Source organism: Dokdonia sp. Asnod2-E02 (assembly GCF_045063915.1).
Lineage (GTDB): Bacteria > Bacteroidota > Bacteroidia > Flavobacteriales > Flavobacteriaceae > Dokdonia.
Map to the genome: position 1 here is coordinate 2,142,232 of NZ_JBEFNX010000005.1, position 18,861 is coordinate 2,161,092.

Here is an 18,861-nt window from a genome sequence, read left to right on the forward strand (position 1 = left end):
GAATCAGCGACATTTTTTAATTGTCAAGATTGAGGTCAAATTATTGAAACGAGAAATAAAGCTATTATAAAGAATCAGTTTATAAATTATATTTATGGGAAAAATTACGCTTCCATCCGTTTTGAAAAATAATTTTACCTCAATGCAAAAGTTGAGGAAAAGAAGTTTTTTGCTATTAGTACTGGCTTTTGTGAGTTTTGCGGGGTCGTCTTATGCGCAAGTTTTTGAAAATGATGATTTTAGGGTGGCTTATCAGCCTTTCACGATAGATGGTGATATAGGTATTGGTCCGGGTAATGAGTCATTTAATGAAGTTGCTATAACTTCGTTGGGATCTTCTACTAATACAGTTCTTGTAACGGTTAATATGGCGCCAGGGATTACTTATATACCAGGTACGGCTAGTATTACTAACTCTAATCCTACTGGAGAATTTGAGATATTAGAATCTGACATTAGTAATTTGGCAGCTCCAGTGTTTGCTGTTAATCGAAATAGTGATGCTACTAATAATTGGGGGGCTGGAAACTTTGCTTCATTTTCATTTCAACGTCTTGGCGGGTGTGATGCGGTAGCTCATTCGGAAAATAGTGGGACATTCAAAGATTTTATAGCTTTAACTTATAGTGGAGGAGATGGCTCTGGAGAAGATACAGACCCTAATTTTGGCGGTTATGATTTAATTGCACCTTCTCTACAGGTAGATTCCCCTATACTTTCATTACCTGCGATAGTGGGTGGAACACATACTCGTGAAATAACAGATATTAATGCTGGGACATCAGGAGTTCAAACAGGTTATCACACCGTATTGCTTGGTAGTGAAATCACAGATTATAAATTATTTTACAATGGTGTGGAGCTTTCTCCAGTAGATGATATGGCTAACCCGCTTGTATATGAGTATGATATGACGGTGTCTCCGTTTGTAGATGGAAATCCAACAGATTCAAATTTAGAGGATGGCGACGGAGTATTTAATGATGGTGAGACGCTGGTTTTTACAGAAGAGTTTAGTTTGTTGTCTTGTGGTAGTAGTACGGCAGATACAAATGTTGATCACAGAGCTGGTTGGGATTGTTACCTTTCTGATCAAGTGGTAGGATCGGTTCTTTTTGGGACTGCTGTGCCTACACTTACATATAACGTGGTTCAAAACCCTAGAGAAATTTGCGGGATAAATACAGTAATAATAGAAATTACTAATACAGGGACAGGAGAGGCTTCTTGGGCAAAAGATGTGAGGCTTTCTTTCGGTATGGGATCTAATAATCAGCTGCTTAATATAGATTATAATAATAATAACCGTTGGTCTAGCCAGCGTTATGATCAAAAAATATTTACCAACTTTAGGTTAGGTACTACAACTGAAACTAATATTTCTGGTAATATATCTGGATGGACTTCAGATGTTGCTAGTTATGTACAGTATGGCGACACGCAAATGCTTGAGGAGGATACACTTATGATGGATCCAGATGGTGCGGGTGGTTTTTCTGATGTAGATGGTGATACGTATTTTGATGATATTGCACCAGGAGATACAGTGACGCTTACTTATGATATGCAGTTTGTAGATGACGATGTGTTTTCTTGTGGATCTGGCGATGATAGATTACAAGACTGGGAGCATATATTCTTCAATGCACTTACAAAAACACAGTGTGATGTGTCGCGTATTACGGGTATTGATTTAGGATACGGTAATATAGGACGAGATTATTTGTTACCTACTTTGAGAGAGCAGGATACAGATACGTCTGACGGTGAAGTATTTGAACTTGCAATTAGTCCTTATTTTAGGAATGCAGGTACAGCGTATAGACATAATGGACACGGTATTTTTACGGATGATGATGATAATGAAATGCTGGTTGAACTAGACGTTCCTGCAGGTGTCACTCTTGATGCTTCTGCAGACCCGGCTTTGTACAGTCAGCCTGGAGGTGTAGGGACGCCAGTTTTTTATAGAACCACAGATCTTTCTAATGGTTATAGTAACAATAATAACGGAGATGATGATGAGTTTGTACGTTTTCCTTTAGTAGCTACTTGTGCAACTCCTAACCCTATAATTGTACCATATAAAACTACATATAACTGGTATGACGCTAGTGGAGATCTTTGTAAAACAAATGATATTCATTGTGATACATTTCTTCCAGTACTACTTCACGGTTGTGAGCCTTGCCAAGGTCCTAATATAACAGCTTTTGATTCTTTTAGAATCACTCCTGGATATACTGACAATACAATGACTACGCTGGTTACACTTGATCCAGCTATTCACGAACTAGATCAATATCTAGCAGGTGATGATATGCGTGTACAGGCAGAAGGCTTTATGAATAGTTCTAATAATGCTGCTGAAACTAATCCTTTGATTGGAGATAATCTTCATTTTAGACAAAAATATGATCTACCAGCGGCAGCATCATTAGGTCAAGAGACAATAAGCTTTATTGAGGGGGAAGTATATTTTATAGATGCGTCTACAGGTTTAACAACTCCAGTAACAGCGTTGAATCCACCGGTGATTATTCCAGATCCAAGTGGAAGTAACGATTTTATCGCAGATTTTGATTTTTCTAATGCGATAGCAACCTTGGATTCGGGTACAGTAGATAATGGAGATGAGTTCTTTATTCAGATAGATTGGCACTTTAAGTTGGATACTTATTATCCTAACAATTTTAATGTAATGGGCTTTAGAGGGCGCTTCTTTACAATTGAGCCAGGTCATTCTAATGCAAACGCTGCAGATGAGGTAAGTTGTGACGACTGGGGAGATTCTGTAGAGTTCACGAGGCCTTATATAAATACTAGTGGGGGTAGTAGATCTTTCTCAGATTGTACAGAAGCTCTTGCTATTGATAATAACAACTATATAAGAGGTTCGATAGGACACTTGCACCCTGGTGAATTTAGACCGATAACTGCCATCAAGCAAATTGATTACGTGGTGCCAGATGGTATTAGAGTTCTTGATGCTAGTCAGTCTACTACAGAAGGTACTTTTAGGGCAAGTGATGGCGATCTTAATTTAGTTCAAATAGATGATAATAACTGGAGGGCAACTCCAGTTCCAGGAAGTGATTATAGAGATACAGATCAAAGAGGGCAAGCAGCTTACAGAACTGTCCTTACCGTAAAAGGAACTTGTGAGTTACTAGAAACAACACAAATTGATGTGTTTACTACGATGGACTTATTTCCTTGGGCGCATAACGTTTATGCAGATCCTGCAAAATATGGTGAAGATTTAACTAGAATTCAAAACCTAGTCTTTTCTGACGATGGTGTAACGAGCAATAACCAAACTGGAGCTGCAGGTAATACATATGCGAATAATGGAATACGACTAACCTATAATGCACCAACATATAATTTCCAGCCTTTAGCAGGTTCAAATGTTGATGGATTTGGACCAGAAGCATTTTTTGATCTACAGATAGTTAACACATCTAGTAACGATATACCATTTCATTGGGTAAGAGTACCTGTACAGGGTGTGGTTGTTACAAATGCAAGTCTTGATGTGGCTGCAGATGGTTCTGGTGGAGGTACACCAGTTGACCCATCGACTGAGATATTTACAGATGCAGACGGTAATAGTTATGTTCAGGTAGGGGCAGTTGCCGCTGGAGGAACCAAAAATATTAGAATAGCAGCAACTTATAACTTTTGTGAGCAAAGGCCAATAGATTTTGAGTTAGGTTATGACTGTGATGCATATCCAATTGATTACACAACAACAACAGATTTTTGTTATAAGGAAGTTGCGACAATTGCGCTTATACCTTCTGGATCATTAGTACAGCAAACGCTACAATCTCAACCATCTACAACAGTAGATAACTGTACGTCATTTGTGATAGAAAATGAATTTAATGCAGGTTTAAAAGGTACAGTTGTAAATCCTGTTTCTACTTTGGAACCTTTTGGAGGAACGTCTGCACTGGATATCGTTTTAATAGAGTCAGAATATCCAAGAGGTTCTGGTAATTGGGAAGATATTACATCTACTGTAGTTGATTTAGGTACGGGTTATGAAATTCCGCTTACACATCCAGATATGGATGTGTATGGAGGTGTTCCAGGTACTGGTGCTGTAGGTGTGAGTCAAGATGATCGTAAAATTATCATTCGATACACATTACAGACTACTTGTGATTATCAATCTAACTCTCCACTTAATTTTAAAGTAAATGGTAACGCTCCTTGTGGTGATCCGGCAATTGGAGATAACTCAAGAGTTCTGTCAAGTGGAATTGTAATAGATGGTTTATCTGCACCTTACGAAGTGTTTCCAGAGCTGTCTGTTCCAGATCCAATAGATGGATGTGGTGGTAATTTTACAATAGTTAATAAATCTACTGTAAAAGATATAGTTGGTAATCCGGCTGCTATAACAGGTACGCAAGATTTTGCTAGTGTTGAAATACCAGTAGGGCTTGAGTATGTTCCAGGTACACTTGCAAATACTGGTGGTGGTACTGATGATATGACTATCGTTAGTGAAATGCCTAATGAGCTTATAGTACAATATCCTAGCGGTATGGTAGATGATGATACATTAGAATTTTCTTTTGATGTAACACCTATTAATGGTATATGTTCAGATGCTGCTTCTGTATCTGTAAGTAACTATATAGAAACAGCAGGAACGACTTGTTCAACAGGTGCGGGAGCTTCTTGTACAGAAGCAATTATTCAAACAGGAAGTAGACAAGATGATATAGAAATTCGTAAGCCAACTCCTGCAGCCTTAACCGCTTCAGAAGCTACACTTTCGGAAACGGTGTCTACTTTTGGATATTCGTTAGCAACCCTAACAATAGAGAATTCAGGAGAGTTGGATATGCCAGCTGGTGCTGAGTTTGATTTCTATTGTGCTGATGCAATGGGACAGCCTATGGGAGCGAGCATATTTACAGGCAACCTAGTTGGAGGAATTCCAGCTGGAGGGTCATTAACAGAGTCAATTGAATTTAATGGTACAGAAGCTTGTTCAGAGACAACAGGTTTAGTTTTTGTAATGGAGCCTAGCGATGCAAATTGTATGTGTGCGCCTACTCAAATACCTATGAGCTTGGTAAGAGCTGCAATACAAGCTATGCCAGATGATTTCATAACTGGAATTAATCAATCTATTGTTGAGAACTTATTTGAGGTAAATGACGCATTTGGGGATGATCACGATGATGAGGATATATTAGGGCAAGGTAATACGGTAGTTTCTAGCTACACACAACCTGCAAATGGTACAGTCTTCGTAGATCCAGATGGTACAATGACATTTATACCAGAAGCTGGATGGTCAGGAGAGACAACATTTGAGTATACTATAACAGACGAAGCTGGAAATACAAGCACAACAACGGTTACAATACGTATTCCTGATGGACCTATAGTTGAGGATGATGAAGATTTACTTAATGCCGCTGGACCTGTAACTATGGATACGCCTATTGGTGATAACGATACAGCAAACACATTAGCAGACCCGTCTAACGCGATTGATCCGTCTACAGTAAACTTTGTAGATCCAAACGCGACAGATTCTAATGGTGATGGATTTAACGATACTTTGGTTGTTCCTGGAGAGGGAACTTGGACTGTAGACCCTGCTGGAAACGTAACATTTGTTCCGCAAGCAGGATTTACGGCAGACCCTACACCTATTAACTATGAAGTAAATGATTTAGGAGGGTTGACATCTATGAATGAGGGTACACTTACAATCACTTACGTGAAAATACCTCCGGTACCACAAGATGATTTTGATTTAGATAATGTGGCAGGTTCAACAGTGACTGTTGATGTTTTTGCAAACAATCAAGATCCGAGTAACCCTAATCCACTTGTTGATTCTGATACAGATGGAACTGTAGATGTAACTAGTGTAAGTTTAGTAATACCACCTGGAGCTACAGGAATCAATGTGGTTGATGGAAATGTAACTGGATTTAATGTGCCAGGAGAAGGAACGTGGAGTGTAAATCCATTTACAGGAGCAACATCGTTTATTCCGCTTCCAGACTTTACAGGAAACCCGACACCAGTTGCTTATACGATAAAAGACAACGACGGAAATATTAATGCACCAGCAGATAATGCACTTATAACAATTACATATACTTGTGATTTGCCAGCACCTACATCTCCAGATGCAACGCCAGTGTCTTGTGTGTCAGATGCTAATACAATCGGTGATTTAGTAGTAGATAATACACCTATGGGATCGACTGTGGTGTGGTATGATGCTGCTGGTAATGTGTTGTCAAGTACTACTCCTTTAACTGATGGAGTAAGTTATTTTGCAGGTTTTGCAGAAGATGCACCTTCTACTTGTATATCTGATGTTTCAGATAGATTAGAATTTGTTGTAACTATAAATCCAGAACCAGAAGATCCTAACGGAGATACACTACAAGAGTTCTGTGAGTCGGAAATGGCTACGGCAACGTTAGCAGACTTAGAGGTGACAACAGATGGACAGACACTAACCTTGAATTACTATGATACGTTAGCAGATTATGAAGCTGAACCTAAAGTTTCTATTCCAGCGACAACATTATTAACAGATTTGACAGATAGTTTGGTTGTAATTAGTCAAACTAATGCTGCAGGGTGTGAGAGCTTAGATTTATTAACAGTAGAAGTGGAGTTTGTGCCTCAAGCAAATCCTGGTGTTAGTGGAGTAGTTACTGCAACTTGTGACACAGTAGATTTATTTGCTGCTCTTGGAACCGCAGATGCTGGTGGTACTTGGAGTCCAAATCTACTTGATGGAATGTTTGATCCTGCAGTAAATGCAGCAGGAGTTTATACATATACAATTAGTCAAGAGTTGCCTTGTGAAGATGTAACGGCAACAATAACCGTTACTAATGATTGGCCTACTTCAGATTGTGATGGAGATGGCGTAACCAATGCAGATGAAATTGCCGATGGTACAGATCCATTAGATAGCTGTGATCTTGATTTTACGAGTCAAACTGTAGGAGCAGATGCTGCTTGGTTAGCTGGTGATTGTGATGGTGATGGAGTAACAAATGAGCAAGAAGTATTAGACGGTACAGATCCAACTGATGGTTGTGATTTCTTAACAGCTAGTATTACAGAGACAGCAAGTGCTGCTTGGAATAAATTAGACTGTGATAATGATGGTCTTTCTAATGGAGATGAAATCACTGCAGGAACCGATCCTCAAAACCCAGATTCAGATGGTGATGGTGTGATTGACGGAACCGAAGTTACAGATGGTACAGATCCATTAAACAACTGTGAGTTCGATATTCTTCACCAAACATTAACAGCAGACGCTGCTTGGTTAGCTGCTGACTGTGATGGAGATGGTGTAACTAATGCAGATGAGATTGCTGATGGTACAGATCCATTAGATAGCTGTGATCTTGACTTTACGAGTCAAACTGTAGGAGCAGATGCTGCTTGGTTAGCTGGTGATTGTGATGGTGACGGAGTAACAAATGAGCAAGAAGTATTAGATGGTACAGATCCAACAGATGGTTGTGATTTCTTAACAGCTAGTATTACAGAGACAGCAAGTGCTGCTTGGAATGCTCTTGATTGTGATAATGACGGATTAACAAATGGAGATGAAATCACAGCAGGAACTGATCCTCAGAACCCAGATTCAGATGGTGATGGTGTGATTGACGGAACCGAAGTTACAGATGGTACAGATCCATTAAACAACTGTGAGTTCGATATTCTTCACCAAACATTAACAGCAGACGCTGCTTGGTTAGCTGCTGACTGTGATGGCGATGGTGTAACTAATGCAGATGAGATTGCTGATGGTACAGATCCATTAGATAGCTGTGATCTTGACTTTACGAGTCAAACTGTAGTAGCAGATGCTGCTTGGTTAGCTGGTGATTGTGATGGTGACGGAGTAACAAATGAGCAAGAAGTATTAGATGGTACAGATCCAACAGATGGTTGTGATTTCTTAACAGCTAGTATTACAGAGACAGCAAGTGCTGCTTGGAATGCTCTTGATTGTGATAATGACGGATTAACAAATGGAGATGAAATCACAGAAGGAACTGATCCTCAGAACCCAGATTCAGATGGTGATGGTGTGATTGATGGAACCGAAGTTACAGATGGTACAAGTCCAACAGATAACTGTGATCTAGTAGTTGCTAGTCAAACATTAACAGCAGACGCTGCTTGGTTAGCTGCTGACTGTGATGGAGATGGTGTAACTAATGCAGATGAGATTGCTGATGGTACAGATCCATTAGATAACTGTGATCTTGACTTTACGAGTCAAACTGTAGGAGCAGATGCTGCTTGGTTAGCTGGTGATTGTGATGGTGACGGAGTAACAAATGAGCAAGAAGTATTAGACGGTACAGATCCAACAGATGGTTGTGATTTCTTAACAGCTAGTATTACAGAGACAGCAAGTGCTGCTTGGAACGCTCTTGATTGTGATAATGACGGATTAACAAATGGAGATGAAATCACAGAAGGAACTGATCCTCAGAACCCAGATTCAGATGGTGATGGTGTGATTGATGGAACCGAAGTTACAGATGGTACAAGTCCAACAGATAACTGTGATCTAGTAGTTGCTAGTCAAACATTAACAGCAGATGCTGCTTGGTTAGCTGCTGACTGTGATGGAGATGGTGTAACTAATGCAGATGAGATTGCTGATGGTACAGATCCATTAGATAGCTGTGATCTTGACTTTACGAGTCAAACTGTAGGAGCAGATGCTGCTTGGTTAGCTGGTGATTGTGATGGTGACGGAGTAACAAATGAGCAAGAAGTATTAGATGGTACAGATCCAACAGATGGTTGTGATTTCTTAACAGCTAGTATTACAGAGACAGCAAGTGCTGCTTGGAACGCTCTTGATTGTGATAATGACGGATTAACGAATGGAGATGAAATCACAGAAGGAACTGATCCTCAGAACCCAGATTCAGATGGTGATGGTGTGATTGATGGAACCGAAGTTACAGATGGTACAAGTCCAACAGATAACTGTGATCTAGTAGTTGCTAGTCAAACATTAACAGCAGACGCTGCTTGGTTAGCTGCTGACTGTGATGGAGATGGTGTAACTAATGCAGATGAGATTGCTGATGGTACAGATCCATTAGATAACTGTGATCTTGACTTTACGAGTCAAACTGTAGTAGCAGATGCTGCTTGGTTAGCTGGTGATTGTGATGGTGACGGAGTAACAAATGAGCAAGAAGTATTAGATGGTACAGATCCAACAGATGGTTGTGATTTCTTAACAGCTAGTATTACATTACCAACGAGTGATGAGTGGAATGCTCTGGATTGTGATGATGACGGATTAACTAATGGAGATGAAATCACAGAAGGAACCGATCCTCAGAACCCAGATTCAGATGGTGATGGTGTGATTGACGGAACTGAAGTTACTGATGGTACAGATCCCTTAGATATTTGTGATTTTGATTTTGATCATCAAACTGTAACACCTGTAGGTGATTGGTTAATTGCTGACTGTGATGGAGACGGTGTAACTAATGGAGATGAGATTGCTGATGGTACAGATCCATTAGACAACTGTGATCTTGACTTTACGAGTCAAACTGTAGCTGCTGATGCTGCTTGGTTAGCTGGTGATTGTGATGGTGACGGAGTAACAAATGAGCAAGAAGTATTAGATGGTACAGATCCAACAGATGGTTGTGATTTCTTAACAGCTAGTATTACATTACCAGCGAGCGATGAGTGGAATGCTCTAGATTGTGATGATGATGGTCTTAGTAATGGCGACGAAATTGCAATAGGAACTGATCCTCAGAACCCAGATTCAGATGGTGATGGTGTGATAGATGGAACCGAAGTTACTGATGGTACAGATCCATTAAATAACTGTGACTTTGATATAATTCACCAAACTATAACTCCAGATGCTGCTTGGTTAGCCGGTGATTGTGATGGTGACGGAGTAACAAATGAGCAAGAAGTTCTAGATGATACAGATATACTGGATGTTTGTGACTATAACGTAGCTAGTCAAGATATCTCTACTGTAACAGATATGTGGAATGATACAGATTGTGATGGTGATGGTGTGTTAAATGGTATTGAAGTACTTGATGGTACAAACCCATTAGACCTCTGTGATTACGATGCAGCGAGTCAAGACTTAGCAATTGCAACCGAAGAATGGTTCAATACAGATTGTGATGGTGACGGTGTTACTAACAGTGATGAAGTTATAGACGGTACAGATCCTCAAGATTCTTGTAGCGTTGATGCAACAAGTCAAACAGTTGATCCTACAGATATCTGGAATGAAACAGATTGTGATGGTGATGGTGTGACAAATGAAGTTGAAGTTATAGATGGTACAGATCCAACTGATCCTTGTGACTTTAATACAGATAGTCAGGATCTTGACACTGTAAGTGATGAATGGTTAGATCTTGATTGTGATGGAGATGGTATACCTAACGGAGATGAGACTGGAGATGAAGATGGAGATGGTGTTCCAGATTATACTGAAATTAATAATGGAGTATTAACTGCAACAGATGGTCTAGAAGTATTTGATATAATGACTCCTAATGGAGATGGATTAAATGACGTATTTGTAATAAGAGGTATAGAACAATATCCAAACAATACAGTACGTATTTATAACCGTTGGGGAGTAGAAGTATACGGAGTGAAAGGTTATGGTCAAGATGGTCAATACTTTAGAGGAGAAAGTAATGGTCGTGCAACCGTAAATGGAGATCAACTATTACCTGTAGGAACGTATTACTACACTATAGAATACACTAATGGTGATGGAAGACTACAACAGTTAGCCGGTCCTTTATACTTAAATAGATAATAATAGATACTAATATTCGGTGTGCTCGCAAGAGTGCACCGGATTAAAATAAAGCAATATGAAAAAATGTTTTAACACTATATTGGTTGTGTCATTGCTCATCTTAAGTTTGAGCGCAGTCGAGGTAAACGCTCAGCAAGATGCACAGTACACTCAGTATATGTACAATACTTTGAGTATTAACCCAGCATATGCGGGTTCTCGAGGTGGTGTTAGTGTATTAGGGCTTCACAGAAGTCAGTGGGTAGGTCTAGACGGCGCTCCTCGTACACAAACAGCTTCTATCCATTCTCCTATAGGAGATTCTCAACGTGTAGGTTTAGGGCTTAACATAGTACAAGATGATATCTTTATTACCAGTGAGACCTATGTAGATCTTGCGTTTAGTTACTCAATTCCTACATCAGACATTGGTAAATTAAGTTTTGGAATAAAAGGAGGAGTACACTTGTTAGATGTAAACTATTCAAAGGCTTCACCATTTCAAAACGGTGATGCACTTATTCAAAACAATATTGACAATCAGTTTTCTCCACAAGTAGGAGTAGGGTTATTCTATTCTACAGATCGTTTTTATGCTGGTTTAAGTGCTCCTAATTTATTGGAGACAGACCACTTTGACGATAGTCAAAACACAAATGATCCTAATGCAACCTTCTTAGCAACAGAGCGTATCAACTATTACTTAACTACTGGGTATGTTTTTGATATCTCACAAGATGTAAAGTTCAAACCAGCTGCTATAGCAAAGTGGGTTTCGGGAGCACCGCTACAAGTAGATCTTACGGCAAATGCTTTGATTTATGATAAGTTAACCTTAGGTGCAGCTTATAGATGGAGTGCAGCCTTAAGTGGTCTTGTAGGTTTTCAGGTTACAGATGGCCTAATGATAGGTTTTGCATACGATCGTGAGACTACCGAGTTACAACAGTTTAACGACGGTAGTTACGAGGTGTTTTTAAGATTTGAAATTTTAAAGAAGCCTAAGCGTTTGATTTCCCCTAGATTCTTCTAATTAGTATATTAACACTATTACGCTTTCGCGAAAGCGTAAACAGCTATTGAGCCGACTAAAATTATTTTGTATGAAACTAAGATTACTAAAAAACCTATTCGCATTAATTATATGCTCGATGTGCCTAAATGTTACAGCACAAGAAGGAAAGGTTAGGGAAGCATCAGAAAATTTTGACGAGTATGCTTTTGTAAACGCGAGAGACCTATATAAGCGCGTAGCAGAGAGAGGATTTACGTCACCTGAAATTTTGCAAAAACTAGGTGATGCTTACTACTTAACTGCAGATTACAAAGAAGCGGCAAAGTGGTACGGAGAGCTCTTTAATAATTTAGAGGAAGGTAGTTCTGTAAGTCCTGAGTATTATTTTAGATATGCTCAGTCCTTAAAAACACTAAGACAATATGACCTCGCAGATGCTCAAATGGAAAAGTTTAATAAACTTAATGGCGACGATACGCGAGCAGAGCGCTATGTGGCAGAACGAGATTACCTTAAAGAAATAGAAGCACAGTCTGGAAGATATAGTGTAGGTCGCGTAGACTTCAACTCAGAGTTACAAGATTTTGGGCCAAGTTTTTATGGTGAGCGCCTTGTCTTTTCTTCAAATCGTGAGAGTAGAACTGGAGATTACATACACCACTGGAATGAGCAGCCATTCTTAGACTTATTTGTGGTAGATGTTCCAAGAGATAAATTTCCAAAAGTTGAACGCCTAGCAGAAAAGGTAAACACGCCATATCACGAGAGTACATCTGTATTTACAGAGAGTGGAGATGTTATTTATTTTACCAGAAATAACTACACTAAAAAGAAAAAATTAAAAAGAGATGAGCAAGGAACAACTAAGCTCAAGTTATATAGAAGTGAGCGCGTAAATGGTGAGTGGATTACACCAGTAGAACTTCCTTTTAATAGTGATGAGTTCTCTACAGCCCATCCAGCATTGAGCCCAAATGAAGACATTTTATACTTTGCATCAGATAGACCTGGTACAAAAGGATTAAGTGATTTATGGATGGTGACTATAAATGACGATGGTACTTATGGAGAGCCTGTTAATTTGGGTGGTGATATAAATACAGAAGGTAGAGAGACTTTTCCATTTATAAGTTCTGACAATAAGCTGTTTTATGGATCTGATGGTCACCTTGGTTTAGGAGGTCTAGATATTTTCGTAACACAACTTGAATCTGATGGTAGTATTGGGAATTCTTATAATGTAGGTAAGCCTGTAAATAGTAGTGCAGATGATTTTGGATTAATTCTTAGTGAAGAAAGAGGTACGGGTTACTTTGCGTCAAATCGTGCTACAGGTCTAGGGAATGACGACATCTATAGCTTTGTGCGCAAGAAAAAACTATTGACAGATTGTGCTCAAAACATTACTGGAGTTACAATGGATGTAAAAACAGACGAAATACTACCTCAAGCTACGGTAGAGTTGCGTAACATCGCAAATGAAGTAGTAGGGACTAAAATAAGCGATAATGCGGGACGTTTTAGCTTTCCAGATGTAGATTGTAATACATCTTACATAGTGCGTGCTAGCAAGTCTTCTTATGAGCCAGCAGAGGCTATAGTAAATACAACATCAGAGGTAGGGCTAGTTTTAAACAGAGATTTATACTTAAAACCACCATTAAAAGTTGAGTTAGGCGATGATCTTGCAAAGACACTAGAGCTTAATCCTATCTACTTTGATTTTGATAAACACAACATTCGTCCAGATGCAGCTTTAGAGCTTGAGAAGGTAATTGCTGTTATGACAGAGTACCCAAGTCTTAAGATTGATGTACGATCACATACAGATAGTAGAGCTCCAGATGCGTATAATATGAGTCTATCTCAGCGCAGAAATATTTCTACTATAAAGTACATAGTAGAACAAGGAGGAATAAGTAAAACAAGACTCACAGGTAGAGGTTATGGTGAGACACAACTTACTAATGCTTGTGGTAATGGTATAGAATGTACTGAAGAGGAACACCAACTTAACAGAAGGTCTGAATTTATTATAGTGGCAAAATAAAAGTCATTTATACTTAATTAAAAAAGCCTCGCTCAGAAATGAGCGAGGCTTTTTTATGGGTAATGTTTACCTAGTCTAGTTAATTTTCTTGAGTCTTACATTGTTATTGCTTATAGATTAATCCATCTTTCATAACAAAAGAGACACTTTCTGTGGTTGCTATGTTTTGTGTAGGGTCATCATCTGTAGCTACAATGTCTGCGAGGTAGCCTGGGGCTAGTACACCTAGTTTACCTTCCATATCTAAAAGTTTCCCGTTTGTAATAGTTGCAGATTGTATTGAAAACATAGGGCTCCATCCATAATCTACCATATATCTAAACTCCTTTGCATTCTCACCGTGAGGAAAGACGCCCGCATCGGTCCCAAAAGCAATATTTACTCCAGATTTTGCAACCATTGTAAATGTCTTTTTGAGCGTAGCATCTACCTTTTCAATTTTAGGTATGATGATGTCTGGGTAGTAACCTTTTACTTTAGCCTTGGCAGCGACATACTTTCCTGCAGATAGGGTGGGTACGAGATAGGTGTTGTGTTTTTTCATAAGCTGCACCGTTTCTTCATCCATAAATGAGCCGTGCTCAATAGTCTGTACACCCGCTTTAATAGCTCGTTGCATCCCTTCTTTACCGTGTGCGTGTGCAGCTACGTGCATTCCGTACTCCTTTGCAGTGCGTACAATCTCATCTACCTCTTCTTGTCTAAATTGTGGGTTATCACCATTTTTACTCACACTAAGAACACCTCCGGTGGCTGTGATTTTTATAAGGTCAGCGCCATTCTTATAGCGTTGCCTTACCGCCTTTCTTGCGTCATCTACACTGTTTATAACACCTTGGGCTGGACCAGGGTCGCCCATATTGACCTTTTTAAAACCATTAGTAGGATCTGCGTGGCCTCCTGTGGTTCCTATGGCCTTTTCGGCGGTATAAATACGAGGACCTCGAGTGGTTCCTGAGTTAATAGCATTTCTTAAGGATACATTTACTCCAGAGCCGCCTAGATCTCTTACTGTTGTAAAGCCTGAGAGTAATGTTCTTTCTGCAATTTCGGCTGCTGTAAAGGCTATGTCTGCCTCATTCTTAGTAAAAGTCTCAAGATACTGTTTCGGGTTTGTCTCGCCTTCTATGTGCACGTGCATATCTATAAAGCCAGGCATTACCGTTTTGGTTTTAAGATCAATTACTTTTTGTCCAGCTTTCGCGGAAGCGTACCCCTTCTCAATACTCACAATTTGATTACCCAGTACGGTAATAGTTTGCTCTTTTAAAACTTTGCCATTTTGAGTATCTATTATTTTACCACAATGTAGTAACGTCTCTTGTGCAAAAGTGGTCATACTCACAAAGCAAGCAAGTAGAAGGGATAGCGTATATTTCATAGATTATTTATTTACAAAGTCAATCACGGTTTTAGTTATAAAAGCAATCTGGTCGTCCTCTAGTTCTGTGTGCATAGGTAGGGAGATACAATCTTTTACAATGGCATTAGTCACGGGGAAGTCTGCTTCATTATATCGCTCGTCTTTATAAGCTTTCTGGCTGTGCAGTGGGATAGGATAATACACGCCGCAAGGTATCCCATTCTCATTAAGGTGTGCTACAAGAGCATCACGATCTGTGTCTACTACTCGTAATGTATACTGGTGAAAAACGTGGCAATCACAACTATCACAAACTATAGGCGTAATAATCTTTTTATTACTCATAAAGGCTTCTGTATACTTGCGTGCAGCATCGCGTCTCGCTTTGTTATATGAGTCTAGATGTGGCAGTTTTGCTCTTAAAACTGCTGCTTGTATAGAGTCCAGTCTACTGTTTACCCCTACTACATCGTGGTGGTATCGTACGTACATACCGTGATTTACCACACCTCTTATGGTATGAGCAAGGTCATCGTCATTTGTAAATATTGCACCGCCATCCCCATAGCAACCTAAATTTTTTGAAGGGAAAAACGATGTTGTACCTACGTGACCTATTCCTCCAGTTTTTGTTTTCTTACCATCACGACCTGTGTAGTTTGAACCTATACCTTGTGCGTTATCTTCTATAACAAAGAGGTTGTGCTCTTTTGCTAGATCCATAATAGCATCCATATTTGCTGCTCTACCAAAAAGGTGAACAGGCACAATAGCCTTCGTTTTTGGTGTGATAGCTCTCTTAATAGCTTCTACGTCGATATTAAAATCTACTGGGTCAACATCTACAAGAACCGGGGTAAGTTTTAAAAGGGCAATCACCTCTACAGTAGCTGCAAAAGTAAAATCTGCCGTGATGACCTCATCTCCTTGTTCTAGACCCAATCCCATCATTGCAATTTGAAGCGCATCAGTACCATTTGCACAGGGTATTACGTGCTTTACGCCTAGATATTCTTCAAGCTCGGTTTGAAATTTTTTAACCTCAGGACCATTTATAAAAGCGGTATTTGCAATCACCTCTGCAATACTATTATCTACTTGTTCTTTTATTGTTGCGTATTGGCCTTGAAGATCGACCATTTGTATTTTTTTCATCCTAGAAGTTTGAAAGGCAGGTTGCCTTTTTATATTAAGTTATTAATAAATGTCACTAATTTTATTGGAAACAAAAATACAAAATCTCCATCTCCTACTCAGACCTATTTAATTACAAAGTGTATTTTTGAACCTATGCATATAATGTATTCTTTATTAATGAAGTTAGTCCAGGCTGTATTACCGCTTGCTGGAAATTTTAATAAAAAGCTTCAAAAGTCTATTACAGGTAGAAAGGATACTATCAAGATTTTAAATGCGGAGCTCATAACAGGAAAGAAAACTTTGTGGATGCACGCCGCTTCTTTAGGAGAATATGAGCAGGGTGTACCTATATTAAAGGCCCTTACTGAGCACTATCCAGACCACCAGTGGGTGATAAGCTTCTTCTCTCCCTCTGGATATGAAATAAAGAAAAATAACGCTTTCGCGAAAGCGACCATCTACCTACCACTAGACACCACATCAAACGTTTGTACCTACTTAGATACCATAAAACCAGAGGCAGTTTTTTTTGTTAAATATGAATTCTGGCCTAACTACCTAAGAGAGCTACAAAGCCGAAAGATTAGAACCTTTTTGATTTCTGGGGTCTTTAGAGAAAGTCAGCCTTTTTTTAAACCTTATGGAAAATGGATGATCAAATCACTAGAGAGTTTTGAGCATTTCTTTTTGCAAGATCAAAACTCTGCCGAAGCTTTAGAAAAGCTAGGATTTCAAAATTATACAATAAGTGGAGATACTCGCTTTGACAGAGTGAGCCAGCAGCTTACAATGGATAATACGCTTGATTTTGTGTCACAATTTAAGAAACATAATCTCTGTGTGGTATGTGGAAGCACTTGGCCAGAAGATGATAAACTAATTATAGACTACATAAACAATCACAAAGGCAAGGCGAAATTTATTATAGCTCCACACGAGATTAAAGAAGAGAAAATATCAGTATTTATAGGAGCTTGTACCGCTAGAGTCGCTCGTTACTCTACAATGGATGTAAATACTTTAAAAGATTGTGATGTACTTATAGTTGATACGATAGGACTTCTTACTAAAATCTATAGTTATGCAGATGTAGCTTATGTAGGCGGTGCTATGGGGAATACGGGATTACATAATATTTTAGAACCGGCGACCTTTGGAGTGCCTATTCTTATAGGTCCTCATTTTGACAAATTTCCCGAGGCAAAAATACTCCAGCAGCTTGCTGGATTATATGCGGTGGCGAGTCAAGATCAATTTGACCAGCGACTTAATAAACTACTCAATGATGATAAGTTTAGAGCACAGACGGGTATGATCGCAGGGCATTTTGTAAATAGTAATACTGGGGCCACGCGAGCTGTCATAGATTATCTCAAAGAGAGTAATTAAGGAAGCACAGATACGGCTTCTCTTAAGTATCTTCTAAAAGGTAGCATCTCTTTATACATTTCAATAAGTAGTGCGTCAAAATCTTTTGATAAAACTTGCTTTCGCGAAAGCGTAGTCTCCACCGCAAATGTTTTATATCTAAGTAAGTCAATATGTGGGTGGTCCTTAGAAAAACCCTTTGGTGCGGTTTTTAGTTTATCTTGATTCCATAATTTACCAAAGGTTTTTATAAAACTTGGTTTTTCTAATATAGCTTTGAGTTCTTCGCCATTATAATCTATCGCATCGCGTATGCTATCTAGTATTTCTTTTTTAGGCTTCCAGTAACCACCGGCTACAAGATTGTGTTTAAGACCTATCTCTATATAAAAATCCCCTTGTTTAGTTCTTTGATCCAGTCCTGCGCCTATATGGTCTTTATAAATAGGCTTATTAGGGTGGAACATTAGATTGTTATTGATACGGTTTATAGCTTTTTTACCAGGCGTGTCGAAATACGCTCCATCTACTTCCGCCAGCTTCGCATTAAGTTTGTTGAGCCAGTTTATATGGTTGTCTCTAATATGGTGGTACTCTTTGCGATGAGCGTCCATCCACTCTTTGGAGTTGTTTTGTTCAAGTTTTTCGAGAAAGTCGTAGGTATCTTGAAAGTTCATTTTTACTTTAAAATTAACAGTTTTAGGTTATATAGTAAGTATGAGGGGCAAATGTTAACGTAACTTTAGAGCTTATTGGTAAAGCTTTGTGCGTGAAGCCTTATTAATCAATCTACATTTGTAGTACTCTAAACCAATATGATTATGAAAACATTAAAAATAGGAGCAATTGCTCTAGGTATTATGGCTGTATCATTAACCTCTTGTAAAGAAAAGAAAACAGAGGCAGAGCAGGCTATAGAAGAAGCAAAAGAAAATGCCGTTGAGATAAAGGAAAAAAATACAGACGACGGTTATAAATTAAAAACAGAAAATGCAAACGGTTCTGAGACCAAAGTAAAGGTAGATGAAGATGGCGCTGTTAAGATAAAGACAGACCATTAATCTGTTTTATAACAA

General features: G+C 39.0%; 8 protein-coding genes. 5 read left to right on the forward strand and 3 right to left on the reverse strand.

The genetic code is table 11. From position 1 onward, the window contains the following. Window positions 1–169: 169 nt before the first annotated feature. The 3 genes from ACJJVM_RS09690 (at window position 170) to ACJJVM_RS09700 (ending at window position 13,914) form a co-directional block, all read left to right on the forward strand. A complete protein-coding gene (locus ACJJVM_RS09690) occupies window positions 170–10,867 on the forward strand; it encodes a gliding motility-associated C-terminal domain-containing protein (RefSeq protein ID WP_405211545.1) in 10,698 nt (3,565 codons plus the stop codon). 58 nt (window positions 10,868–10,925) lie between these two features. Then, window positions 10,926–11,882: a type IX secretion system membrane protein PorP/SprF gene (locus ACJJVM_RS09695; RefSeq protein ID WP_298353898.1), complete on the forward strand. Its 957-nt coding sequence runs from the start codon at window positions 10,926–10,928 to the stop codon at window positions 11,880–11,882. A 118-nt stretch (window positions 11,883–12,000) separates the two neighbouring features. Next, window positions 12,001–13,914: an OmpA family protein gene (locus ACJJVM_RS09700; protein ID WP_405211546.1), complete on the forward strand. Its 1,914-nt coding sequence runs from the start codon at window positions 12,001–12,003 to the stop codon at window positions 13,912–13,914. 103 nt (window positions 13,915–14,017) lie between these two features. On the opposite strand, the gene ACJJVM_RS09705 is transcribed toward ACJJVM_RS09700, so the two are convergent. Both ACJJVM_RS09705 and ACJJVM_RS09710 read right to left on the reverse strand, forming a co-directional pair. Continuing rightward, the gene (locus ACJJVM_RS09705) at window positions 14,018–15,295 is read right to left on the reverse strand and encodes an amidohydrolase family protein (RefSeq protein WP_299151575.1); all 1,278 of its coding nucleotides are present in this window, start codon (window positions 15,293–15,295) and stop codon (window positions 14,018–14,020) included. A 3-nt stretch (window positions 15,296–15,298) separates the two neighbouring features. Further along, window positions 15,299–16,432, reverse strand: a complete 1,134-nt coding sequence (locus tag ACJJVM_RS09710; protein ID WP_298353889.1) for a DegT/DnrJ/EryC1/StrS aminotransferase family protein — start codon at window positions 16,430–16,432, stop codon at window positions 15,299–15,301. A 159-nt stretch (window positions 16,433–16,591) separates the two neighbouring features. On the opposite strand from ACJJVM_RS09710, the gene ACJJVM_RS09715 reads away from it, so the two are divergent. Further along, complete coding sequence (locus ACJJVM_RS09715; RefSeq protein ID WP_405211547.1) at window positions 16,592–17,806, forward strand: 3-deoxy-D-manno-octulosonic acid transferase; 1,215 nt, start codon at window positions 16,592–16,594, stop codon at window positions 17,804–17,806. Here ACJJVM_RS09715 and ACJJVM_RS09720 read toward each other — a convergent pair. Further along, window positions 17,803–18,462 (reverse strand): DUF2461 domain-containing protein, encoded by a 660-nt coding sequence (locus ACJJVM_RS09720; protein WP_405211548.1) that lies wholly within the window; start codon window positions 18,460–18,462, stop codon window positions 17,803–17,805. The two genes, ACJJVM_RS09715 and ACJJVM_RS09720, sit on opposite strands and share 4 nt — an antisense overlap. A gap of 144 nt (window positions 18,463–18,606) precedes the next feature. On the opposite strand from ACJJVM_RS09720, the gene ACJJVM_RS09725 reads away from it, so the two are divergent. After that, window positions 18,607–18,846, forward strand: a complete 240-nt coding sequence (locus ACJJVM_RS09725) for a hypothetical protein (RefSeq protein ID WP_298353880.1) — start codon at window positions 18,607–18,609, stop codon at window positions 18,844–18,846. Window positions 18,847–18,861: the final 15 nt, after the last annotated feature.